This is a genomic window from Mesorhizobium sp. GW821-FHT04C10 (assembly GCF_059420305.1).
This window is the reverse complement of sequence record NZ_JBWKTL010000001.1, coordinates 6,843,509-6,860,447: the sequence shown is the minus strand read 5'-3', so window position 1 is coordinate 6,860,447 and position 16,939 is coordinate 6,843,509. Positions and strand designations below refer to the sequence as shown.

18 protein-coding genes and 1 tRNA gene are annotated in these 16,939 nt (G+C 62.0%); 7 read left to right on the top strand and 12 right to left on the bottom strand.

The window, feature by feature from the left end; all coding sequences use genetic code 11:
* Positions 1–208: 208 nt before the first annotated feature.
* The gene (locus AC07UC_RS32785) at positions 209–655 is read right to left on the bottom strand and encodes a pseudoazurin (protein WP_494908773.1); all 447 of its coding nucleotides are present in this window, start codon (positions 653–655) and stop codon (positions 209–211) included.
* A 155-nt stretch (positions 656–810) separates the two neighbouring features.
* Positions 811–2,010, bottom strand: coding sequence for an NnrS family protein (locus AC07UC_RS32780; RefSeq protein ID WP_494908772.1), 1,200 nt, complete (start codon positions 2,008–2,010; stop codon positions 811–813).
* Between the two features lie 205 nt (positions 2,011–2,215).
* Between AC07UC_RS32780 and AC07UC_RS32775 the strand changes: the two genes are divergently transcribed.
* On the top strand, positions 2,216–2,920 hold the full coding sequence (locus tag AC07UC_RS32775; RefSeq protein WP_494908770.1) for a Crp/Fnr family transcriptional regulator: 705 nt from the start codon (positions 2,216–2,218) through the stop codon (positions 2,918–2,920).
* On the opposite strand, the gene AC07UC_RS32770 is transcribed toward AC07UC_RS32775, so the two are convergent.
* The gene (locus AC07UC_RS32770; protein ID WP_494908769.1) at positions 2,917–3,117 is read right to left on the bottom strand and encodes a DUF1858 domain-containing protein; all 201 of its coding nucleotides are present in this window, start codon (positions 3,115–3,117) and stop codon (positions 2,917–2,919) included. The two genes, AC07UC_RS32775 and AC07UC_RS32770, sit on opposite strands and share 4 nt — an antisense overlap.
* 295 nt (positions 3,118–3,412) lie before the next feature.
* On the opposite strand from AC07UC_RS32770, the gene AC07UC_RS32765 reads away from it, so the two are divergent.
* Both AC07UC_RS32765 and AC07UC_RS32760 read left to right on the top strand, forming a co-directional pair.
* Positions 3,413–5,794: a phosphoketolase family protein gene (locus AC07UC_RS32765; RefSeq protein WP_494908768.1), complete on the top strand. Its 2,382-nt coding sequence runs from the start codon at positions 3,413–3,415 to the stop codon at positions 5,792–5,794.
* Between the two features lie 62 nt (positions 5,795–5,856).
* On the top strand, positions 5,857–7,050 hold the full coding sequence (locus AC07UC_RS32760; protein WP_494908767.1) for an acetate/propionate family kinase: 1,194 nt from the start codon (positions 5,857–5,859) through the stop codon (positions 7,048–7,050).
* Here AC07UC_RS32760 and AC07UC_RS32755 read toward each other — a convergent pair.
* Positions 7,047–7,562 carry a GNAT family N-acetyltransferase gene (locus AC07UC_RS32755; RefSeq protein ID WP_494908766.1) on the bottom strand — a complete coding sequence of 172 codons (516 nt, stop codon included), beginning with the start codon at positions 7,560–7,562 and terminating at the stop codon, positions 7,047–7,049. The two genes, AC07UC_RS32760 and AC07UC_RS32755, sit on opposite strands and share 4 nt — an antisense overlap.
* A 46-nt stretch (positions 7,563–7,608) precedes the next feature.
* Positions 7,609–8,256, bottom strand: coding sequence for a helix-turn-helix domain-containing protein (locus AC07UC_RS32750; RefSeq protein WP_140775289.1), 648 nt, complete (start codon positions 8,254–8,256; stop codon positions 7,609–7,611).
* Between the two features lie 127 nt (positions 8,257–8,383).
* Here AC07UC_RS32750 and AC07UC_RS32745 point away from each other — a divergent pair, with 127 nt between their 5' ends.
* A complete protein-coding gene (locus AC07UC_RS32745; protein ID WP_140775288.1) occupies positions 8,384–8,653 on the top strand; it encodes a hypothetical protein in 270 nt (89 codons plus the stop codon).
* 84 nt (positions 8,654–8,737) lie between these two features.
* Positions 8,738–9,721 carry a zinc-dependent alcohol dehydrogenase family protein gene (locus tag AC07UC_RS32740; RefSeq protein WP_140775287.1) on the top strand — a complete coding sequence of 328 codons (984 nt, stop codon included), beginning with the start codon at positions 8,738–8,740 and terminating at the stop codon, positions 9,719–9,721.
* Positions 9,722–9,726: 5 nt separating this feature from the next.
* On the opposite strand, the gene AC07UC_RS32735 is transcribed toward AC07UC_RS32740, so the two are convergent.
* The 4 genes from AC07UC_RS32735 to AC07UC_RS32720 form a co-directional block, all read right to left on the bottom strand.
* Positions 9,727–10,317: an NAD(P)H-dependent oxidoreductase gene (locus tag AC07UC_RS32735; protein ID WP_494908764.1), complete on the bottom strand. Its 591-nt coding sequence runs from the start codon at positions 10,315–10,317 to the stop codon at positions 9,727–9,729.
* Between the two features lie 29 nt (positions 10,318–10,346).
* Positions 10,347–10,733 carry a hypothetical protein gene (locus AC07UC_RS32730; protein WP_494908763.1) on the bottom strand — a complete coding sequence of 129 codons (387 nt, stop codon included), beginning with the start codon at positions 10,731–10,733 and terminating at the stop codon, positions 10,347–10,349.
* A 139-nt stretch (positions 10,734–10,872) separates the two neighbouring features.
* Positions 10,873–12,426 (bottom strand): bifunctional aminoglycoside phosphotransferase/ATP-binding protein, encoded by a 1,554-nt coding sequence (locus AC07UC_RS32725; protein ID WP_494908762.1) that lies wholly within the window; start codon positions 12,424–12,426, stop codon positions 10,873–10,875.
* A gap of 17 nt (positions 12,427–12,443) precedes the next feature.
* Positions 12,444–12,842, bottom strand: a complete 399-nt coding sequence (locus AC07UC_RS32720; protein ID WP_246683356.1) for a c-type cytochrome — start codon at positions 12,840–12,842, stop codon at positions 12,444–12,446.
* Between the two features lie 169 nt (positions 12,843–13,011).
* Between AC07UC_RS32720 and AC07UC_RS32715 the strand changes: the two genes are divergently transcribed.
* Positions 13,012–13,848 carry a universal stress protein gene (locus tag AC07UC_RS32715; RefSeq protein WP_494908761.1) on the top strand — a complete coding sequence of 279 codons (837 nt, stop codon included), beginning with the start codon at positions 13,012–13,014 and terminating at the stop codon, positions 13,846–13,848.
* A gap of 392 nt (positions 13,849–14,240) precedes the next feature.
* Here the strand turns inward: AC07UC_RS32715 and AC07UC_RS32710 are convergent.
* Positions 14,241–14,316 (bottom strand) — tRNA-Phe (locus AC07UC_RS32710).
* Between the two features lie 408 nt (positions 14,317–14,724).
* Between AC07UC_RS32710 and AC07UC_RS32705 the strand changes: the two genes are divergently transcribed.
* Positions 14,725–16,095 (top strand): alpha-glucosidase/alpha-galactosidase, encoded by a 1,371-nt coding sequence (locus tag AC07UC_RS32705; protein WP_494908760.1) that lies wholly within the window; start codon positions 14,725–14,727, stop codon positions 16,093–16,095.
* 15 nt (positions 16,096–16,110) lie between these two features.
* On the opposite strand, the gene yacG is transcribed toward AC07UC_RS32705, so the two are convergent.
* Together yacG and AC07UC_RS32695 are read right to left on the bottom strand one after the other, a co-directional pair.
* The gene (gene yacG, locus AC07UC_RS32700) at positions 16,111–16,308 is read right to left on the bottom strand and encodes a DNA gyrase inhibitor YacG (protein WP_140775268.1); all 198 of its coding nucleotides are present in this window, start codon (positions 16,306–16,308) and stop codon (positions 16,111–16,113) included.
* Positions 16,305–16,931, bottom strand: coding sequence for a Maf-like protein (locus AC07UC_RS32695; protein WP_140775267.1), 627 nt, complete (start codon positions 16,929–16,931; stop codon positions 16,305–16,307). The genes yacG and AC07UC_RS32695 overlap by 4 nt, the downstream gene beginning before the upstream one ends.
* Between the last annotated feature and the right edge of the window lie 8 nt (positions 16,932–16,939).

Below are 16,939 nucleotides of genomic sequence, written 5' to 3'. Positions count from 1 at the left end.
GCGTCTTTGCGTTTGCGCAAATCTGAGCCAGATGAATTTTGACTTGGAGGCAGTTGCCGAAGCACGTCTTTGCGCTGACCGCTGGTCACAGCGGCGTGCCAAACGGCAAAATGAAAAACGAAAATGGCCGGGTCGGACCTCTCCCTAGGTCCGCCCGGCCAGTGCTTCCGGCTCGCCATCACCGGAGGCAGGCTCAAATCATGTCCGGTCAGTTCGAAGCTGCTTTGGTCGCCTCGGCGAACAGCTCGGCAAAGACCGGCTTTGCCTTGCCGATCTGCTTGACGGCTTCTGCCGTTTCCAGGTTGACCGGCTTGCCGACGACGATCAGCGCCACCATGCCCATGCCATAGTGGGGGGCGCACTTCACGCCATAGACACCTTCCTTGGTGAGGGTGACCGTGATCTCCTCGCTCGCCTTGCCCTTGAAGGACTCGGCGCCGTCCGGAATCATTCCCTTGATGATCTCGGCGTTGTGGGTCTTGTCGGTCGGCACGAACTTGATGGTGTCGCCGGGCGCCGCCCGGATGAAGTCCGGCTGGAAGACCATCGAACCCTTGTCACCCTTGTTCAGCATCTGGACGACATGTTCTTCGGCATTTGCCGCTCCGGTGATTGAGAGCAACGCGATCGCCGCGGCGATGAGGGGCAGTTTCATTGGAATAGTCCTTTCTTTGGTTCACCACGGCATCAACCGTTGCGCCCTTGTAGGCCGTCGGACGGCTTGGCAATTTGTGCTGGCGCAAATTGTTTCGACGAAAATGATTGGCGCGGGGCTGGCGAGAAACTGGCGGAACGCCGCCTGCCAACCTTTCATGCGCCGCTCTTGCTGCGCGCTTGCCGGCGCGGTCGCACGAGCATTCCGCCAAAGAGCACGGCGTAGCCGACGAAGGCGGCAACCCAGAACGCCGCAGAGATAGGCAGGAGAATTGCTGCGGCGGGAGCCATGGCGGCCGCTACACGCAGGATGGCGGCAATGACGATCGCAGCGAAGATCGCACGTGTTCCGGCGCTTGCCGTCAGTTCGCGGCCGGTATGGCCGAGGGAGGCACGGGTCATGACGGCAAGCGTCATGCATGCCACCGCTCCCACGGCCAATGCATGAATGCCGGCCACCGCAGGAACTGCCCCCGGCGCGAACACGGCCAGTCCGGCAAGCGCCAAGCCCAGAGGCACAAAGGCGAACGCAATGTGCAGGATCAGAACCAAAGGGTCGGCCGGCGTCCGGTCGCCCGCCCAGCGGGCAAGCCGAACTGCGTTGAACACCGCTGCGGCGATCAGCAATGCGCCGGTTGCAACATTCTCGGGAAAGAAGGTCCACGCTGCGAGGCCGACGGCGGACAGCGCGATCGTTGCGATATCGAACTTGCCAAACGATACCGGGAGCCGGCCGGGGTTCTCGCGAGCCAGCCAGTTACGGGTGAAGCTCGGAATTATCCGCCCGCCGACAATCATGATGAGGACGACAACCGCTCCAAGGCCGAGACGCCGGCTCATGTCGGAGGCTCCTTGATAATGCGCTTCCAGATGAAACATGACGTTTGCCGCAAAGAGGATCGTGACGGGCAGCAGCACCTTGAGGTTTCGCCAGTTTCGCCCGGCAATGATTTCCGTTGCGGCGGCCGCCACCACAGCGAGAAGAAAGGAGCAGTCCATGACCGCGCTCAGGAGCCATCCCGTTTCCGCCGAAAGGAACACGGCCGCCCGACCAGCGACCCAGAGCAGCACCAGCATCAGCAGGCGAAGATCCTGAACGGGAAGCCGTCCGGTCCAATTCGGAATTGCAGTCAGCAGGAAGCCGGTCACGACTGCCGGCAGGTAGCCGAAAAGCAATTCATGAATATGCCAGTCCACGGGCAGGAAGGTGCTGAAGGTTTCGAGCTTGCCGTAGTAGAGGGGCAGCCACAAAAGGATCGCGGCAGCGGCTTGCAGGGGGCCGAGCAGAAAGAAGGGCCGGAATCCGTAAGAGAGAATTGCCGGATAGGCGCTTGGTCGCGTCCGTGGAATTGCCATGACATGCCTCATCAAAACCAGGCAGGGCGCCTGTTTGGGTTCTTCTATCCCGGTCGCGAAGGATGGAGCTTGCCCCAGCGCAAACAAGCGGGTGATTGGCAGGCGGCAGCCAGGGGAGGCTTCACTTGTCGAAGGGCGGTGGTCCGTGACACAGTCGGACAGGGGCCTGAGCGCGTTGCATTGTTGAAGTTGGGGAGGATGGCCTTTGGCAAGCCTTGATCGATCACTGATTGCCGGGCTGTCCGTATTCGAGGGGATCGCTTCCGCGGACCTTGATCGCATGGTCGGACAGGCAAGGTCTATTCGGGTCGCCAAGGATCAGCCGGTGTTCGAGCAGGAGCAGGAGGCCCATTCGTTCTTCCTGCTGCTCGACGGCCATGTGCGCGTGATGAAATCGACTCCGGATGGGCATGAGGTGACCGTGCGCTACATAAGCCCGGGCGAATTGATGGGGATCGCTAGCGCGCTGGGCCGGACGACCTATCCGGCAAATGCCGTCGCGGCTGTCGATTGCGTGGTGCTTGCCTGGCCGAGCCAGCTCTGGTCCACATTCGCCGCGAGCTTTCCGAGCTTCAGTGCCAATACCTACAAGGCAGTGGGAGTGAGGCTGCAGGATGCCCATGCCCGCGTCATCGAGATGTCCACCGAGCAGGTCGAGCAGCGCGTTGCGCATGCCTTGCTGAAGCTGATCAAGCAGTCGGGGAAAAAGACCGAGGAGGGAATTCTGATCGACTTCCCAATTTCACGCCAGGACGTCGCGGAAATGACGGGCACCACGCTTCATACGGTCAGCCGGCTGCTTTCCGCATGGGAGGACCAGGGGCTCGTCAAGAGCGGACGGCAGAGGATAGTCGTGATCGAGCCGCATCGTCTCCTTGTCATTGCTGAAGGTCGCGCGGCAAAGAGTTAATCCACGTCACTTTCGATGGCCGCCTCCAGATCGTGGCGAAGCTGATCCTCATCCAGGTCATGCTCGCGCGCCGCGTCGAAAACGGTGTGAAAGGACGCGATCGGGCAGCCGACGCACAGCATTCCGCGCTGGAGAACGACACGAATTGTCGCCGGCGTCTCGCGCATGATCCCGTCCATGGTCGCATCGGCGTTCAATCTGCGTTTCATGTTGCTTGTCCGCATCTTGCAAACAACTATCCTGCCTGGCCTTTTCAGGGCGTTCGTTGCTCTGAAGCAAAGACGGCGCTGTCTTGTCCTGCGGGTCGCGGCTTCGAGATGGGTTTGGAGCCGCGGTCGGCCTGCCCGGCATTTGCGATGGATCAAAGCTCGACGCTTCTTGGCCGGATAGATCGATGGCGCCCGGTCTTGACACCGGCCGGTCATGAACCGGTGGCAGCGTCGAAGCGTTGTGCTTCAGCCGGTTCGGTTTAACCCAGCGAAGGAGTCGGAAATGACCGTGCATCCCAGCACCAATCGCTTGTCCGCACAGGAACTGCACGACATCGATGCCTATTGGCGTGCCGCCAACTACCTGACCATCGGGCAGATTTACCTGCTCGACAATCCGTTGCTTCGCGAGCCCCTTCGGCTGGAGCATGTCAAGCCAAGGCTGCTCGGCCATTGGGGAACCTCGCCGGGTCTCAGCTTCATCTATGCGCATCTCAACCGCGCTATCAGACAGCGCGATGCCAATGTCATCTATGTCTGCGGTCCCGGCCATGGCGGACCTGCGATGGTTGCCAACACCTACCTCGAAGGCACCTACAGCGAGATCAATCCGGATGTCGCATCGGGCGAGGCCGGGATGAAGAAACTCTTCCGGCAATTCTCCTTTCCAGGCGGTATTCCCAGCCATGCCGCGCCCGATGTGCCCGGCTCGATCCATGAAGGCGGCGAGCTCGGCTACGCGCTGTCGCATGCCTATGGCGCGGCCTTCGACAACCCGGATCTGATCGTCGCCTGCGTCGTCGGCGACGGCGAGGCGGAGACCGGTCCGCTCGCGACGTCCTGGCACTCCAACAAGTTCCTCAATCCTGCGCTTGATGGCGCGGTGCTGCCGATCCTCCATCTTAACGGCTACAAGATCGCCAATCCCACAATTCTGGCTCGCATCCCCGAGGACGAGCTGCGTGCGCTGTTCATCGGCTACGGCTACGAGCCGCTGTTTGTCGAGGGCGATGATCCAGCCCTGATGCATGAGCGGATGGCGGTCGTGCTCGACGATGCGCTCGACCGCATCAAGGCGATTCAAGACACGGCTCGCAGCGGCGCAAAGACGGCGCAGTCGCGGCCGAAATGGCCGATGATCGTGCTGCGGAGCCCGAAGGGCTGGACCGGCCCCAAGGAAGTGGATGGCCTGAAGACCGAGGGATTCTGGCGCGCCCACCAGGTCCCGCTGTCGGGCCTCGCCGAAAACCCCCAGCATCTGAAGATGCTCGAGGAATGGATGAGAAGCTACCGGCCCGAAGAGCTTTTCGATGCCGCCGGCGCGCCCGTGGCCGCGATCCGCGCCGCCGCGCCGGAAGGCGACAGGCGCATGAGCGCCAACCCGCATGCCAATGGCGGCCTGCTGCGCCGGTCCCTGGAACTGCCCGGCCTCAATGAGCACGCCGTCCCGGTCGAGCGGCCCGGGAGCGTCAAGGCAGAGTCGACCCGCGTGATGGGCAGTTTCCTGCGCGACGTCATGACGTTGAACCAAAGCGCTAGGAATTTCCGCATCGTCGGGCCAGACGAGACGGCTTCGAACCGGTTGCAGGACGTCTTCGAGGTGACGGAGCGCGCCTGGATGGAAGAGATACTTCCCGAGGATGTCCACCTGGCGCGGGAAGGCAGGGTTCTGGAAATTCTATCCGAGCATACCTGTCAGGGTTGGCTGGAAGGTTACCTGCTTACCGGGCGCCACGGCTTCTTCTCCTGCTACGAAGCCTTCACGCACATTGTCGATTCCATGTTCAACCAGCATGCGAAATGGCTGGATGCCTGCCGCAAGCTCGCCTGGCGGCGACCCATCGCTTCGCTGAACTATCTTTTGTCCAGCCATGTCTGGCAGCAGGAGCACAATGGGTTCAGCCATCAGGATCCAGGCTTCATCGATGTGGCGCTGAACAAGAAGGCGGACGTGGTGCGCGTCTACCTGCCGGCGGATGCCAACAGCCTGCTTTGCGTGACCGACCATGTGCTGCAGACATGGAACCGCATCAACGTCATCGTCGCCGGCAAAGCCAATTCCTGGCAGTGGCTGTCCATCGAAGAAGCGAAAGTCCACTGCAGGGCCGGCATCGGCATATGGGAATGGGCATCGACCGACGGTGGGGCCGAGCCGGACGTGGTGATGGCCTGCGCCGGCGACGTGCCGACGCTCGAGACGCTGGCCGCCGTTCAAATCCTCAGGCGCCACATTCCCGACCTCAAGGTCCGCGTGGTGAACATTGTCGACCTGATGACGCTGCAGCCGAAGGAACATCATCCGCACGGGCTGTCGGATCGCGAGTTCGATGCGTTGTTCACCAGGGACAAGCCTGTCATCTTTGCCTATCACGGCTATCCATGGACTATCCACCGCTTGACCTACCGGCGGACCAATCACGACAACATCCACGTGCGCGGCTACAATGAGGAAGGGACGACGACGACGCCGTTCGACATGACCGTGCTGAATGGACTTGACCGCTATCATCTCGTGCTCGGCGTGCTCGACCGCATTCCCGGGCCGGCCGGCGCGCACATCCAGCTGAAACAGGCCATGGAAGGCAAGCTGATCGAGCACGCAGCCTATATCCGCAAGCACGGGCAGGACATGCCCGAGATCCTCGGTTGGAAGTGGGAGCGGTAGTCGATGACGAAGCGCCAGGCAGAGAGGACCAGGCCTGCAAAAGCGGCCGGGACCGGTCGGCCATGACCGATGCGATTCTTGTCCTCAATGGCGGCTCGTCGAGCCTGAAGTTCGCCGCCTTTCAAGGGGGCGACGAACTGCATCTGCTGGTGCGCGGCAGCGTTTCGTCAATCGGCGAGCGGCCCCGGCTCCATGTCGCGCCCATGGCGACAACGCCGCCCTTCGACAGGAGCCTTGGCGAGCAGCCGATCTCCATTGGCAAGGCATTCGAGGCCGTTGCGTCCTATCTGGCGGACCGCGGCCTGTTGCGCCAGGTGCGCAAGGTCGGGCATCGTATCGTACATGGCGGCCGGGAGTTTGCCGGCGCAACGTTACTCGACGCGCGCACGCTCGACGCCTTGCGCAAGCTCGAGCCGCTCGCTCCGATTCACCAGGCGATCAACCTGGAGCTCGTCGACCTGGCCAACCGCCTTCTGCCCGGCGCCATGCAGGTCGGCTGCTTCGATACCGCCTTTCACGCCGCCCAGCCTGGGATCGCCAGACTTTACGGCCTGCCGCATGAGATGTCGGAGCAAGGCATCGTGTCCTACGGTTTCCACGGGCTCTCTTACAGCCATATCGCCAGCGAACTCCACAATCGCTACGGCGCCGCCGCCGGTGGCCGAACGATCGTTGCCCATCTCGGCAGCGGAGCGAGCCTGTGCGCGATGAAGGCAGGCGTAAGCCACGCCACCACCATGGGTTTCTCGACGCTTGACGGCCTTGTCATGAGCACGCGCTGCGGCGCGATCGATCCCGGCGTCCTCCTGCATCTTCTGCAGGATCGGAAGCTGTCGCCTGACGAGCTGACCGACCTGCTCTACGAGCGATCCGGCCTGCTGGGGGTATCCGGCATCTCCGGGAGCATGCAAGCTTTGCTTGCGTCGAAAGACCCGGCGGCGGTGCGCGCCGTCGATCTTTTCGTCTACCGTATCGGGCGTGAGATCGGATCACTTGCCGCGGCGATAGGCGGGCTCGACACCCTCGTGTTCACCGCTGGCATCGGCGAGCATGCGCCCGTGATCCGACAGAGAATCTGCGAAACGGCCGGATGGCTGGGCGTCGCGCTCGACAAGGAGCTGAATGCGAACGGCGAAGAATTGGTCAGCACCACGGATTCGCTCGTCGACGTGCTTGTCATTCCAGCCGACGAGGAACGTGCGGTGGCCGAAGAGATAGAGCGCTTCGGCACCTCCGTAGGCGGGGGACCGTTCTAGCTTGGCAATTTGGCACCGAGCTTCCGCTGAACAAGGACGAGTGTCGGGTCGTCGGAGTCCGTTGTGACGGTGAAACCCATCTCACGCTCGAGTTCGATCGCTGCGCGGTTTTCGCGGCTCTCGATCGACTCGATCGTCTCGATGCAGTGGTCGTCGGCATAACGCGCGACATAGCCGAGAAACTCCCAGCCGACGCCGAGATGCTTGCGATCCTCGCGAATGCAGATGGCGACTTCGCCACGCCGGTCGGCCGGATCGCTGGCAAGCGTTGCCACCGCGATCATCATTCCGTCGGTCGAGAAGGCGAGAAAATTATGGACGTGCGGATCGTCGGAGCGGGTCATCGCCACCAGCCGCTCGTGCGAAACTTCCTTCACGGCTCCGAGAAAGCGGAAGCGCAGGTCCTCCGGCGTCACATGGGTGAAGAACTCGGCAACGATCGGCTCATCATCGGGACATGCATGACGCACTTCGAAGCGAAATCCGGTGTGAGTTGCAAGTGTGGTTTTCATTTTGCGCCCCTTTCAGGATTGATGCGCGGGATTGGCTCAAACGGCTTCATTCCCCCATTGCCAGCAGCGTATCGCGCTTGAGAATTTCGATGCTGCGCAAGGTGAGCAGGCGGATTACGCCTTTCTCCTTCAGCCGGGTGAAGACCCGCGACACGGTTTCGATGGTAAGGCCGAGATAGTCGCCGATGTCGTTCCGCGACATTGGCAATTCCACCTGCCGCAACCCGCCCTGACGCTCCGACATTTCGACGAGGAATGCCGCGACGCGCTCGATGGCGTTCTGGCGGCCAAGCACGAGGAGATGTTCCTGTGCCCGGGTCAGGCCCTTGAGCGCGAGAGGCAGGAGCTGGCGGGACATGTCCGTGCCTGATGGAGCGCGCAAGACCCGGACGCCGGTTGCGCTGATCGCTTCGGCGAAGAAGTGGTGAGTGGCGTCGGCCTCGAACCCGAAGGTTTCTCCCGCCAGATGGAACGCGCTGATCTGCCTGCGGCCATCGGCCAGCAGCCGGTAGATGCGGACCGCGCCGAACTCGACGTAGTAAAGAGCTCCGGCCTTTTCGCCTTGAGCGTAAATCTCGGTGCCTGCCTGGAAGAAGCTCACTGGCTGCACGGTCGCGCCGTCAAAGATGGCGGCTGGGTTCTGCTGGGGGAGATAGGACGGCAGTTCGATCTTGGCGGAGGCTTGAGCGTACATGGCTGGGGTCCCGGTGAATTCGTGACAACAGCAATCGCGCAAATCCGGCCACGCCGAAATTCGGTTATCTCCCTAAGGGAAACTACTTAGAGCAAGCCCGAAATCATCCGATGGAGCCTGATAAGGCGTGCGCGCAAGATGGTCGGTGCGATTGACCACGATCAAGGCCGGCATGACTTGGCTCGGCAATTATCTGGTCAGGACCAACCAGGAGAATCTGACCATGACCTCCGATATGATTGAAATCTGGGCTGGGATACTGGGCCTTGCCTATCTCGCCGCCGCGGGCCTTTATTTCGAAATTCTTTCTGCCGGAAAGCATGGCCATGGTCCGGCGAGGTACGGTTTCGGTCGTCACATCCGGCCGTGCCCGGTCAAGATCAGGAACCCGCGATAGGAACGAGGTGCCAAACCCGCGCGTTTCCATGCCGAGTGGACGCGGGGCCGTTCTCATCTACTTCTGAGAAACCGGGGAAGCGTGATGAAGGCAATGGTGCTGGAAAAGCCAGGCACGCGTTTGACGCTCGTCGACCGCCCGGATCCCTTGCCGGGAGCGGGCGAGATCAGGCTCAAGGTTGAGGCATGCGCGGTCTGCCGCACCGATCTGCATGTCGTGGACGGTGAGTTGCCGTGGCCGAAGCTGCCGCTCGTGCCGGGTCACGAAATCGTCGGCATCGTCGATCTTGTCGGTGAGGGCGTGTCGCGATCCCGGCTCGGGCAGAGAGTAGGCGTTCCATGGCTGGGGCACACTTGCGGACATTGTCCCTATTGCAGCGCCGGCGCCGAAAACCTGTGTGACCAGCCGCTCTTCACCGGCTATACGCGCGATGGCGGCTTCGCCAGCCATGTCGTTGCCGATGAGCATTTCGCTTTCGAGCTCGACGCTGCCGCCGATCCGGTGTCGCTGGCGCCGCTCCTGTGCGCAGGGCTGATCGGCTGGCGCTGCCTCAAGAAGGCAGGCGACGGGCGGTGCCTGGGCATTTATGGCTTCGGCGCCGCCGCGCATATCATCGCACAGGTTGCGATCTGGCAGGGACGTGAGATCTTTGCCTTCACGCGGGCCGGCGACATTCAGGCACAGGAATTTGCGCGCTCGTTGGGCGTTGCCTGGGCAGGGGCGTCCGACGAATTGCCCGCTGTCGACCTTGACGCCGCGATCATTTTCGCGCCGGTCGGCGAACTGGTGCCGGCGGCGTTGCGGGCTGTTCGCAAAGGCGGCCGGGTAGTCTGCGGCGGTATCCACATGAGCGACATTCCGTCGATGCCCTACAAGCTTCTCTGGGAAGAAAGAGAATTGGTGTCGGTCGCGAACCTGACTCGTCGTGACGCGGAGGAGTTCTTTCCGACAGCGAAGCACGCTCGGGTGCGTACACACACAAAGGTCTATCCGCTGGAACAGGCAAACCAGGCGCTGGATGACTTACGCATGGGCAGGCTGAGTGGCGCTGCCGTCCTCAAGCCGTGACGGCCCTAGCCCGCGCGTTCGCCCAGCCGTTGCATCTGCCTTAGCCAGTTCGCCCGCTTCGCGTCGCCGGCGTTCGCGACCATGCCGAACAAGGTCTCGCGCACCGGCCGGATGCCGACAAAGTTGAGGATACCACGCCGCATGCCGGCAATCCCGTGGCTGAAGAACCATATCCGGTAAACGGCCGCCGGCATTCCCATCGTCACCACCAGGCGGGCGGAGCGGCCGCGCAGCAAGGATTTGGTGAAATTTTCGCCTTTGGCCGGGTAGGTGAAAGCCGTGCCCGGTCGCATCACCTGCTCCAGGAAAGCCTTCAGCATGGCCGGCATGGTGCCCAGCCACAGCGGAAAGACAAAGACGAAATGCTCCGCCCAGACGACTGCCTCTGTCGCCTCTCTCAGGCTGTCGGGAATCTCGCCATGCTCAAACTCCTGCATCGTCCGGAGCATCGGAAAGTCCAGCAAGGCCAGGTCGATCTTGCGCACGGTGTGGCCCGCCCTCTCCGCCGCTTCGGCATAGGCCGAAGCCAAGGCCCGGCAGAGCCGGTCAGGGGAAGGGTCGGGGTGGCCGACGAGGACAAGTATACGGCGCGACATGGCTCCTCCGGTCAGATGTGAGAGACGTGCTATGGCTGCTCGACCCGGGCCACCTGATAGGTGTGCATGGCCCCGTTGCGCTTGATCGAGACATACTCGCCGGTGACGAAACGCTCCTCGCCGAGATGAAAGCCGATCTCGTCGTCACGATCGCCCTCGGCATAGTCGAAATACCATTGTCCACCTGGCTTGCGGCGCAAACGGCCGACAAGATCGTGTCCACCGGTGCCAAAACGGCGGACACGGCAGAAGGCCTTATGCGATTTCCATTCCTCGGCATCCAGCCGTCCCTCGCCGGTGAGCGGAGCCAGCACATCGTAGCCTTCTTCCCGGTCACCTTCCGGATGGCCCTTCTCGCGCGCCAGAAGCAGCCGGATGTTCCTGAATTTGGGGGTGAGGTCGTGCAAGCTGGTCATGGCAAACTCCTTTGAAGCCATTCCTACCGCGGCGACCGGGCGTGACCTTGATTAGAGTCAAACACATGATCATCGACTTCCCTTGCCTGGTCTTCCTCGACCATAGCGACAATGGAGATCCGCCAGGCGGTGGTTAGCTCTATGATCCGGTCTTCCTGAAACTGGCTGAAGCGTTGCCCTCGACCACGGCCACCATCTCGGTTGTGATTTCGGCCACCTTGCGGTCCGCCTCGATTTTGCGCCAGGTCAACGGACCGGCATCGCGCTGCAACTGCCGCGACAGGATGTCGACCGTGGCATCGGAAGGGCCCCCCTTGCGCTCGCTGACCCGGCGCCAAAGTACCGGCGGATCGGCCGCCAGCCAAAATCCCGCAAACGGAACATCCGCCTCGCTCGCGGCACGCTCGATCCTGTCGCGATCCTCCAGCTTGTCGAATACGGCGTCGGCGACGACGGAGCCGCCTGCGGCAAGGATCAACTCCGAACGCCGGGCGATCTGGCGATAGACGCGTTCCGACACGTCGGGCCGGTAGGCCTTGTCCGGCAGCTTCGTTTCGGCGGCCACGCCATGCATGGCCTTGCGGATGCGGTCGCTCTCGACGATCCTGGCCCCAGGCGGCGCGCCGATCCGCGGTGCGAGCGCTTCGGCGACCGTCGTCTTGCCCGAGCCGCTCAAACCGCCGATTGCGACGAGCCGAGGCGGCGTTTCGGCAAGCAGGGTTTGCGCGAGTTTGAAATAGGATCGCGCTTCGGTAATCAGCTTTGTGGAGTCCTGGCTGCCCTCCTCGACCTGCGTCGCGGTCACGTGGGAGCGCACCGCCGCCCGCACCGCCATGAAAAAAGGCAGGAGCATGAAGCCGTCTTCGTCATCGGCGTCGTCGAGATACCGGTTCATCACCAGATTGGCGAGTTGCGCAAAACCGCGATGCCAAAGGTCCATGAGCAGGAATGCAAGGTCGTAGAGGACATCGACGGTGGCGATCTGATCATTGAACTCGATGCAATCGAACAGGCGAGGCTCGCCATCGAAGGCGCAGATGTTGCGCAGATGCAGGTCGCCATGGCAACGGCGGACGCGGCCTGCCGCCTCCCGCCGGTCAAGCAGGCCGGCATGGCGGGCGAGGGTGGCGTGAAACGCCGTGTTGAGCGTTTCGATCTCCTTTCCATCGAACACGTGGCTCGTCCCAAATCCGGCCGAATTGATTTCAAGCACACCGCCAATGTTCCCTGACCCGCTGCCGGCGTGGATCACCTCGGCATTGCCGTGATATCGCGCAATCATGCGCGCCACGGCGGTCATCAGCGAGGGGGTCAACTTCGCCGCGGCGGCCATGCGATCGAGGAGGTTCGACTGATCGAAGCGAACCATCTCGATAACAGCGTCGACCAGTTCCCCCGATCCATCCATCGCAAGCCGATTTCCCGCACGCGTGATGCGGCGGACATTGAGATAGAGACCGGGCGCCGTCCTGGAGTTCAATTCCACTTCCTTTTCGCACGCGGCGACCCGCAACTCCGGCGTCGAAAAATCGACATAAGGCAGCTTGACCGCGCGCTTCATTTTGAATGCGCGTTGCCCGATAAGGAATATCCGGGAAATGTGGGTTTCGATCGTCTCGACGGGACCGGCCTCGCCATAGGTGGCAGGGTCCTTCAGCATCTCGACCACGGCGTCCTGATTTTGAGCGATCATTGCGTGCACCAGTTCTGCTAGCGTTGAAGCGTCTGGACATAACCGGCGAGGTTTTGAATGCGTTCCGTAGTGATCGCCTCGCCGCCATAGGGGCCGTAGCGCTTCACATCGTCGGGCAGGAACTGATTGCCCCAGACTGGCATGTCGCGCTCACCGTGCTCTGGCACGAGGCCGCGGCCGTCGATCGTGGCATAGACCCGCCAGTAGGGAAATTCGCCGCCATTGCGGCTTGTGAGCGTCGTCAAATTCGCGGGGCGCTTCCGCAATACGTCGGCCATGGGTCCGTCGCCGCTGCCGTCCACGCCGTGGCACACAGCGCAGGAATTCAGATATTCCTGCTGTCCATTGCTCATCTGTTGTGCCGCCGCGGTGCTCAGCGTCAGCGCCAGGAAACCCATCGTCGTCCCGAATCTCATTTGATCCGCCTCCAGCCGTCGATGTCAGGCTAAGGCTTGCGAGGCGCGCGTACGTTGATCGGGATCAATCCTGCGAGGCGATCGGTTTGATCCAGCGCAAGGCAGGAATCCGACCGGCTGGCTACGGCTATGACCACTGTGAACCTTTCCCGAACAAGGAGACGCCGCTATGCCATTCAAGACATTGCTCACGGTTACAGGACCCAATCAGGGAGACGCTGATCTGAAGCTTGCCGCCGGCCTGTGTGAAGAAATCAATGCCCATCTCTCGGTGCTTGTTCTGGTCATCGCGGCGCCTCCCTCCGGCGGGGCATATGCCGAGGTGGTCTCTCCGGTTTGGCTCGCGGAGCGAGAAGCCGAAACGGAAATGCTGCAGAAGCGGAATTCGGCCGTTTCCAAAATGCTGTCGGCGAGCCCGGTATCGACGGACCTGAGTGATGACTACCCGGACTATGCCTGGGCAGACGAGGTCATCGGCCGGCGCGCGCGTTACGCCGATATAACCGTCCTTGGGCCAGACCTGCTTGCGAGCCAAACGCTCAAGGAGAAAGTCATCGAAGGCACGCTGTTTTCGTCTGGAAAGCCAATCCTGTTTGTCCCCAAAGGGGCGTCCGCGACGTTGAAACCGAAACGCGTCCTCGTCGCATGGGATGCGAGCCTGGAAGCGTCGCGCGCCTTGCGAGAGTCGCTCGACATCCTTTCAGGTGCCGATGAGGTGCGGATCGTCATGGTCGACCCGATCGAGGACGAACGGCATCACGGCGCGGAGCCCGGGGCAGACGTGGCGACCTATCTCTCCCGTCATGGCGTAAAGGTAACGGTAGACCGTTTGCCGAGTTCAAACCACTCGATAGCCGACGTTCTCCGCCAGCACGCGGTCGACACTGGCGCCGAACTCATGGTCATGGGGGCCTATGGTCATTCGCGGCTGCGGGAACGGATTTTCGGCGGCGTGACAAGGTCCATGATCGAGGATCCCGGACTGCCGATCATCATGGCTCTTTGAAGGCTGGGTCGAAGTCGCGTGGTCAAGCCGCGCTCATCCCGTCCTGGAACTCCGCTGCCAGCTTTTCGAGGCGGACATCGTCGTCGACAAAGCGGATGTCGTGCGAGGCGGCCGGCATAACTGTCGGCCTCTGCCTTGCGCTGGTATTGTGTGTGGCGGCGGTTCGCTTCCGATTCCCGGATTCGAACTGAGTGCACCAAGTGATTGAAAAACGGCACCAAGCCAGGAATTTGGGTGTTCACCCTACCAATTGCCAAAATGCAACAGGTGGCTGGATGCAATCAAAAATACCAACACCGAGAGAGCGCGTTGTGACTGACGCAAGGGTTGCGTCAAAAATTTATGACGAAAAACCAAGTACTTACGATATGGAAATCGCAACTTGAAGCTGATGGTGCCCAGAGGCGGATTCGAACCACCGACACGCGGATTTTCAGTCCGCTGCTCTACCAACTGAGCTATCTGGGCCTGTTCCGGCAAACGAATTCCCGTGAACCGGATTTCATGAGGGCGCCAGGGGCGCCCCTTGAAAGCGCGTGGGTTATAGCACGGGAATTCGGCCTGTCCAGCGCCCAGCTGTCGATTTCTGGCAGGAAAAGAGATGCCATGGAAAGGCGGCTTCCTCGGGTGCTTTCATCGCTGGAATGGCCTGAGGTCGGCCCCTTGTGGCCAGTCAGCCTCCGTCCCGGCGCCGCCGTTCTTCACCGACAGCGCCGGGCGCGACCATGCGATCGAGCTCGCACTCGAGTTCAGCAGGCGAGAGCGCGATGTCCAGCGCCCGCAAGTTGTCGTCCAGTTCGCCCAGGCTGGACGGCGGCGGCTTGCACGCGGCATAGTCGAAGCCGCATCAAGCCTGAACCTATGCCGGAGATTGGCGTGGCAAGAAATCCCAGGATCACATTCATAGGCGCCGGCTCGACGGTGTTCATGAAGAACATTGTCGGCGACGTGCTGCAGCGGCCGGCCTTGTCGGGAGCAACAATCGCGCTGATGGACATCAATCCGCAGCGGCTGGAAGAAAGCGCTGTCGTCGTCAACAAGCTGATCGCGACGCTCGGCGTGAAAGCAAAGGCCGAGACCTATTGCGACCAGCGCACGGCGCTGGTCGGTGCTGACTTCGTCGTCGTCGCCTTTCAGATCGGCGGTTACGAGCCCTGCACGGTGACCGACTTCGAAGTGCCGAAGAAATACGGCCTGCGCCAGACCATCGCCGACACGCTCGGCGTCGGCGGCATCATGCGCGGCTTGAGAACCGTGCCGCATCTGTGGGCGATCTGCGAGGACATGCTCACTGTGTGCCCGCAGGCGATCATGCTGCAATATGTCAACCCGATGGCGATCAACACCTGGGCCATATCGGAGAAATACCCCGACATCCGGCAGGTCGGCCTCTGCCATTCGGTGCAGGGCACGGCGATGGAACTGGCGCACGATCTCGATCTTCCCTACGAGGAGATCCGCTATCGCTCGGCCGGCATCAACCACATGTCGTTCTATCTGAAGTTCGAGCATCGCCAGCCAGACGGTTCCTATCGCGATCTCTATCCGGATCTCGTTCGCGCCTATCGCGAAGGCCGCGCGCCAAAGGCCGGCTGGAACCCGCGCTGCCCCAACAAGGTGCGCTACGACATGCTGACCAGGCTCGGCTATTTCGTCACCGAAAGCTCGGAGCATTTCGCCGAATACACGCCCTATTTCATCAAGGAAAGCCGCCCCGACCTGATTGAGAAATACGGCATCCCGCTCGACGAATATCCCAAGCGCTGCATCGAACAGATCGAGCGCTGGAAGGGCCAGGCGCAAGCCTATCGTTCGGCCGACCGCATCGAGGTCGAGCAGTCCTCGGAATATGCCTCCTCGATCATGAATTCGGTCTGGACCGGCGAACCGTCGGTGATCTATGGCAATGTCCGCAACAATGGCTGTATCACTTCGCTGCCCCGCGATTGTGCCGTCGAGGTGCCTTGCCTCGTCGATGCCTCGGGCATCCAGCAGACCTATATAGGCGACCTGCCGCCGCAACTGACGGCGCTGATCCGCACCAACATCAATGTCCAGGAACTGACGGTGCGGGCGCTGGTGAGCGAAAACCGCGAGCACATCTACCACGCGGCGATGATGGATCCGCACACGGCGGCGGAGCTCGATCTCGACCAGATCTGGTCACTGGTCGATGATCTCCTGGCTGCCCATGGCGACTGGCTGCCGGCCTGGGCGCGCGTCAGCCGCAAGACCGTAGCCGCCTGACCGGCGGCCTCGGCCTTACTTCGGCTCGTCGGCGTCCGGCTCTTCCTCGTCGTCGCGGGCCTTGATGACATAGGCCCCCTTCAGCCAGCGGTTGAGGTCGATGTCCTTGCAGCGCGTCGAGCAGAACGGAAAGGTGTCGCGCGCCGATGGCTTGCCGCATTCGGGACAGGGGCGCTTTGGGCGCAGCGGCGTGACCTTGGAGTCGGAGTTCATGGCCGTGCGGTGAGCCAGCTCTGATGGATCTTGAAGCCTTCGCCCGACAACAGCGCCACCGTTTCATAGAGCGGCAGCCCAACGATGTTGGTGTAGGAGCCGACCAACTTGACGACGAAGGCCCCGGCGAGGCCCTGGACGGCATAGCCGCCGGCCTTGCCTCGCCATTCGCCCGAGGCGACATAGGCGTCGATCTCCTCGCGCGGCAGTCGCTTGAAACGCACCCGCGTCTCGACCAGCCGCTGGCGCAGCTTGCCGCCTGGCGTGATCAGGCAGATACCGGAATAGACACGGTGCGAACGGCCGGACAACAACCCTAGGCAGTTGGCGGCATCATCGAGTGTTTCGGCCTTGGGCAGGATGCGCCGCCCAACCGCGACCACAGTGTCGGCGGCCAGCACGAAGCCTGGCGCATAGTCCGTCTCGGTCTTCAGCGACGCGAACGCCTTCTCTGCCTTTTCCTTCGACAGCCGCTTGGCGAGCGAACGCGGATGCTCGGCACGCAGCGGCGTTTCGTCGATATCGGCTGGCAGGATCCGGTCCGGCTCGATGCCGGCCTGCTGCAAGAGTTCGATGCGGCGCGGCGACCCCGAGGCAAGCACCAGCTTCTGCAAAATGCTCATCGCGGACC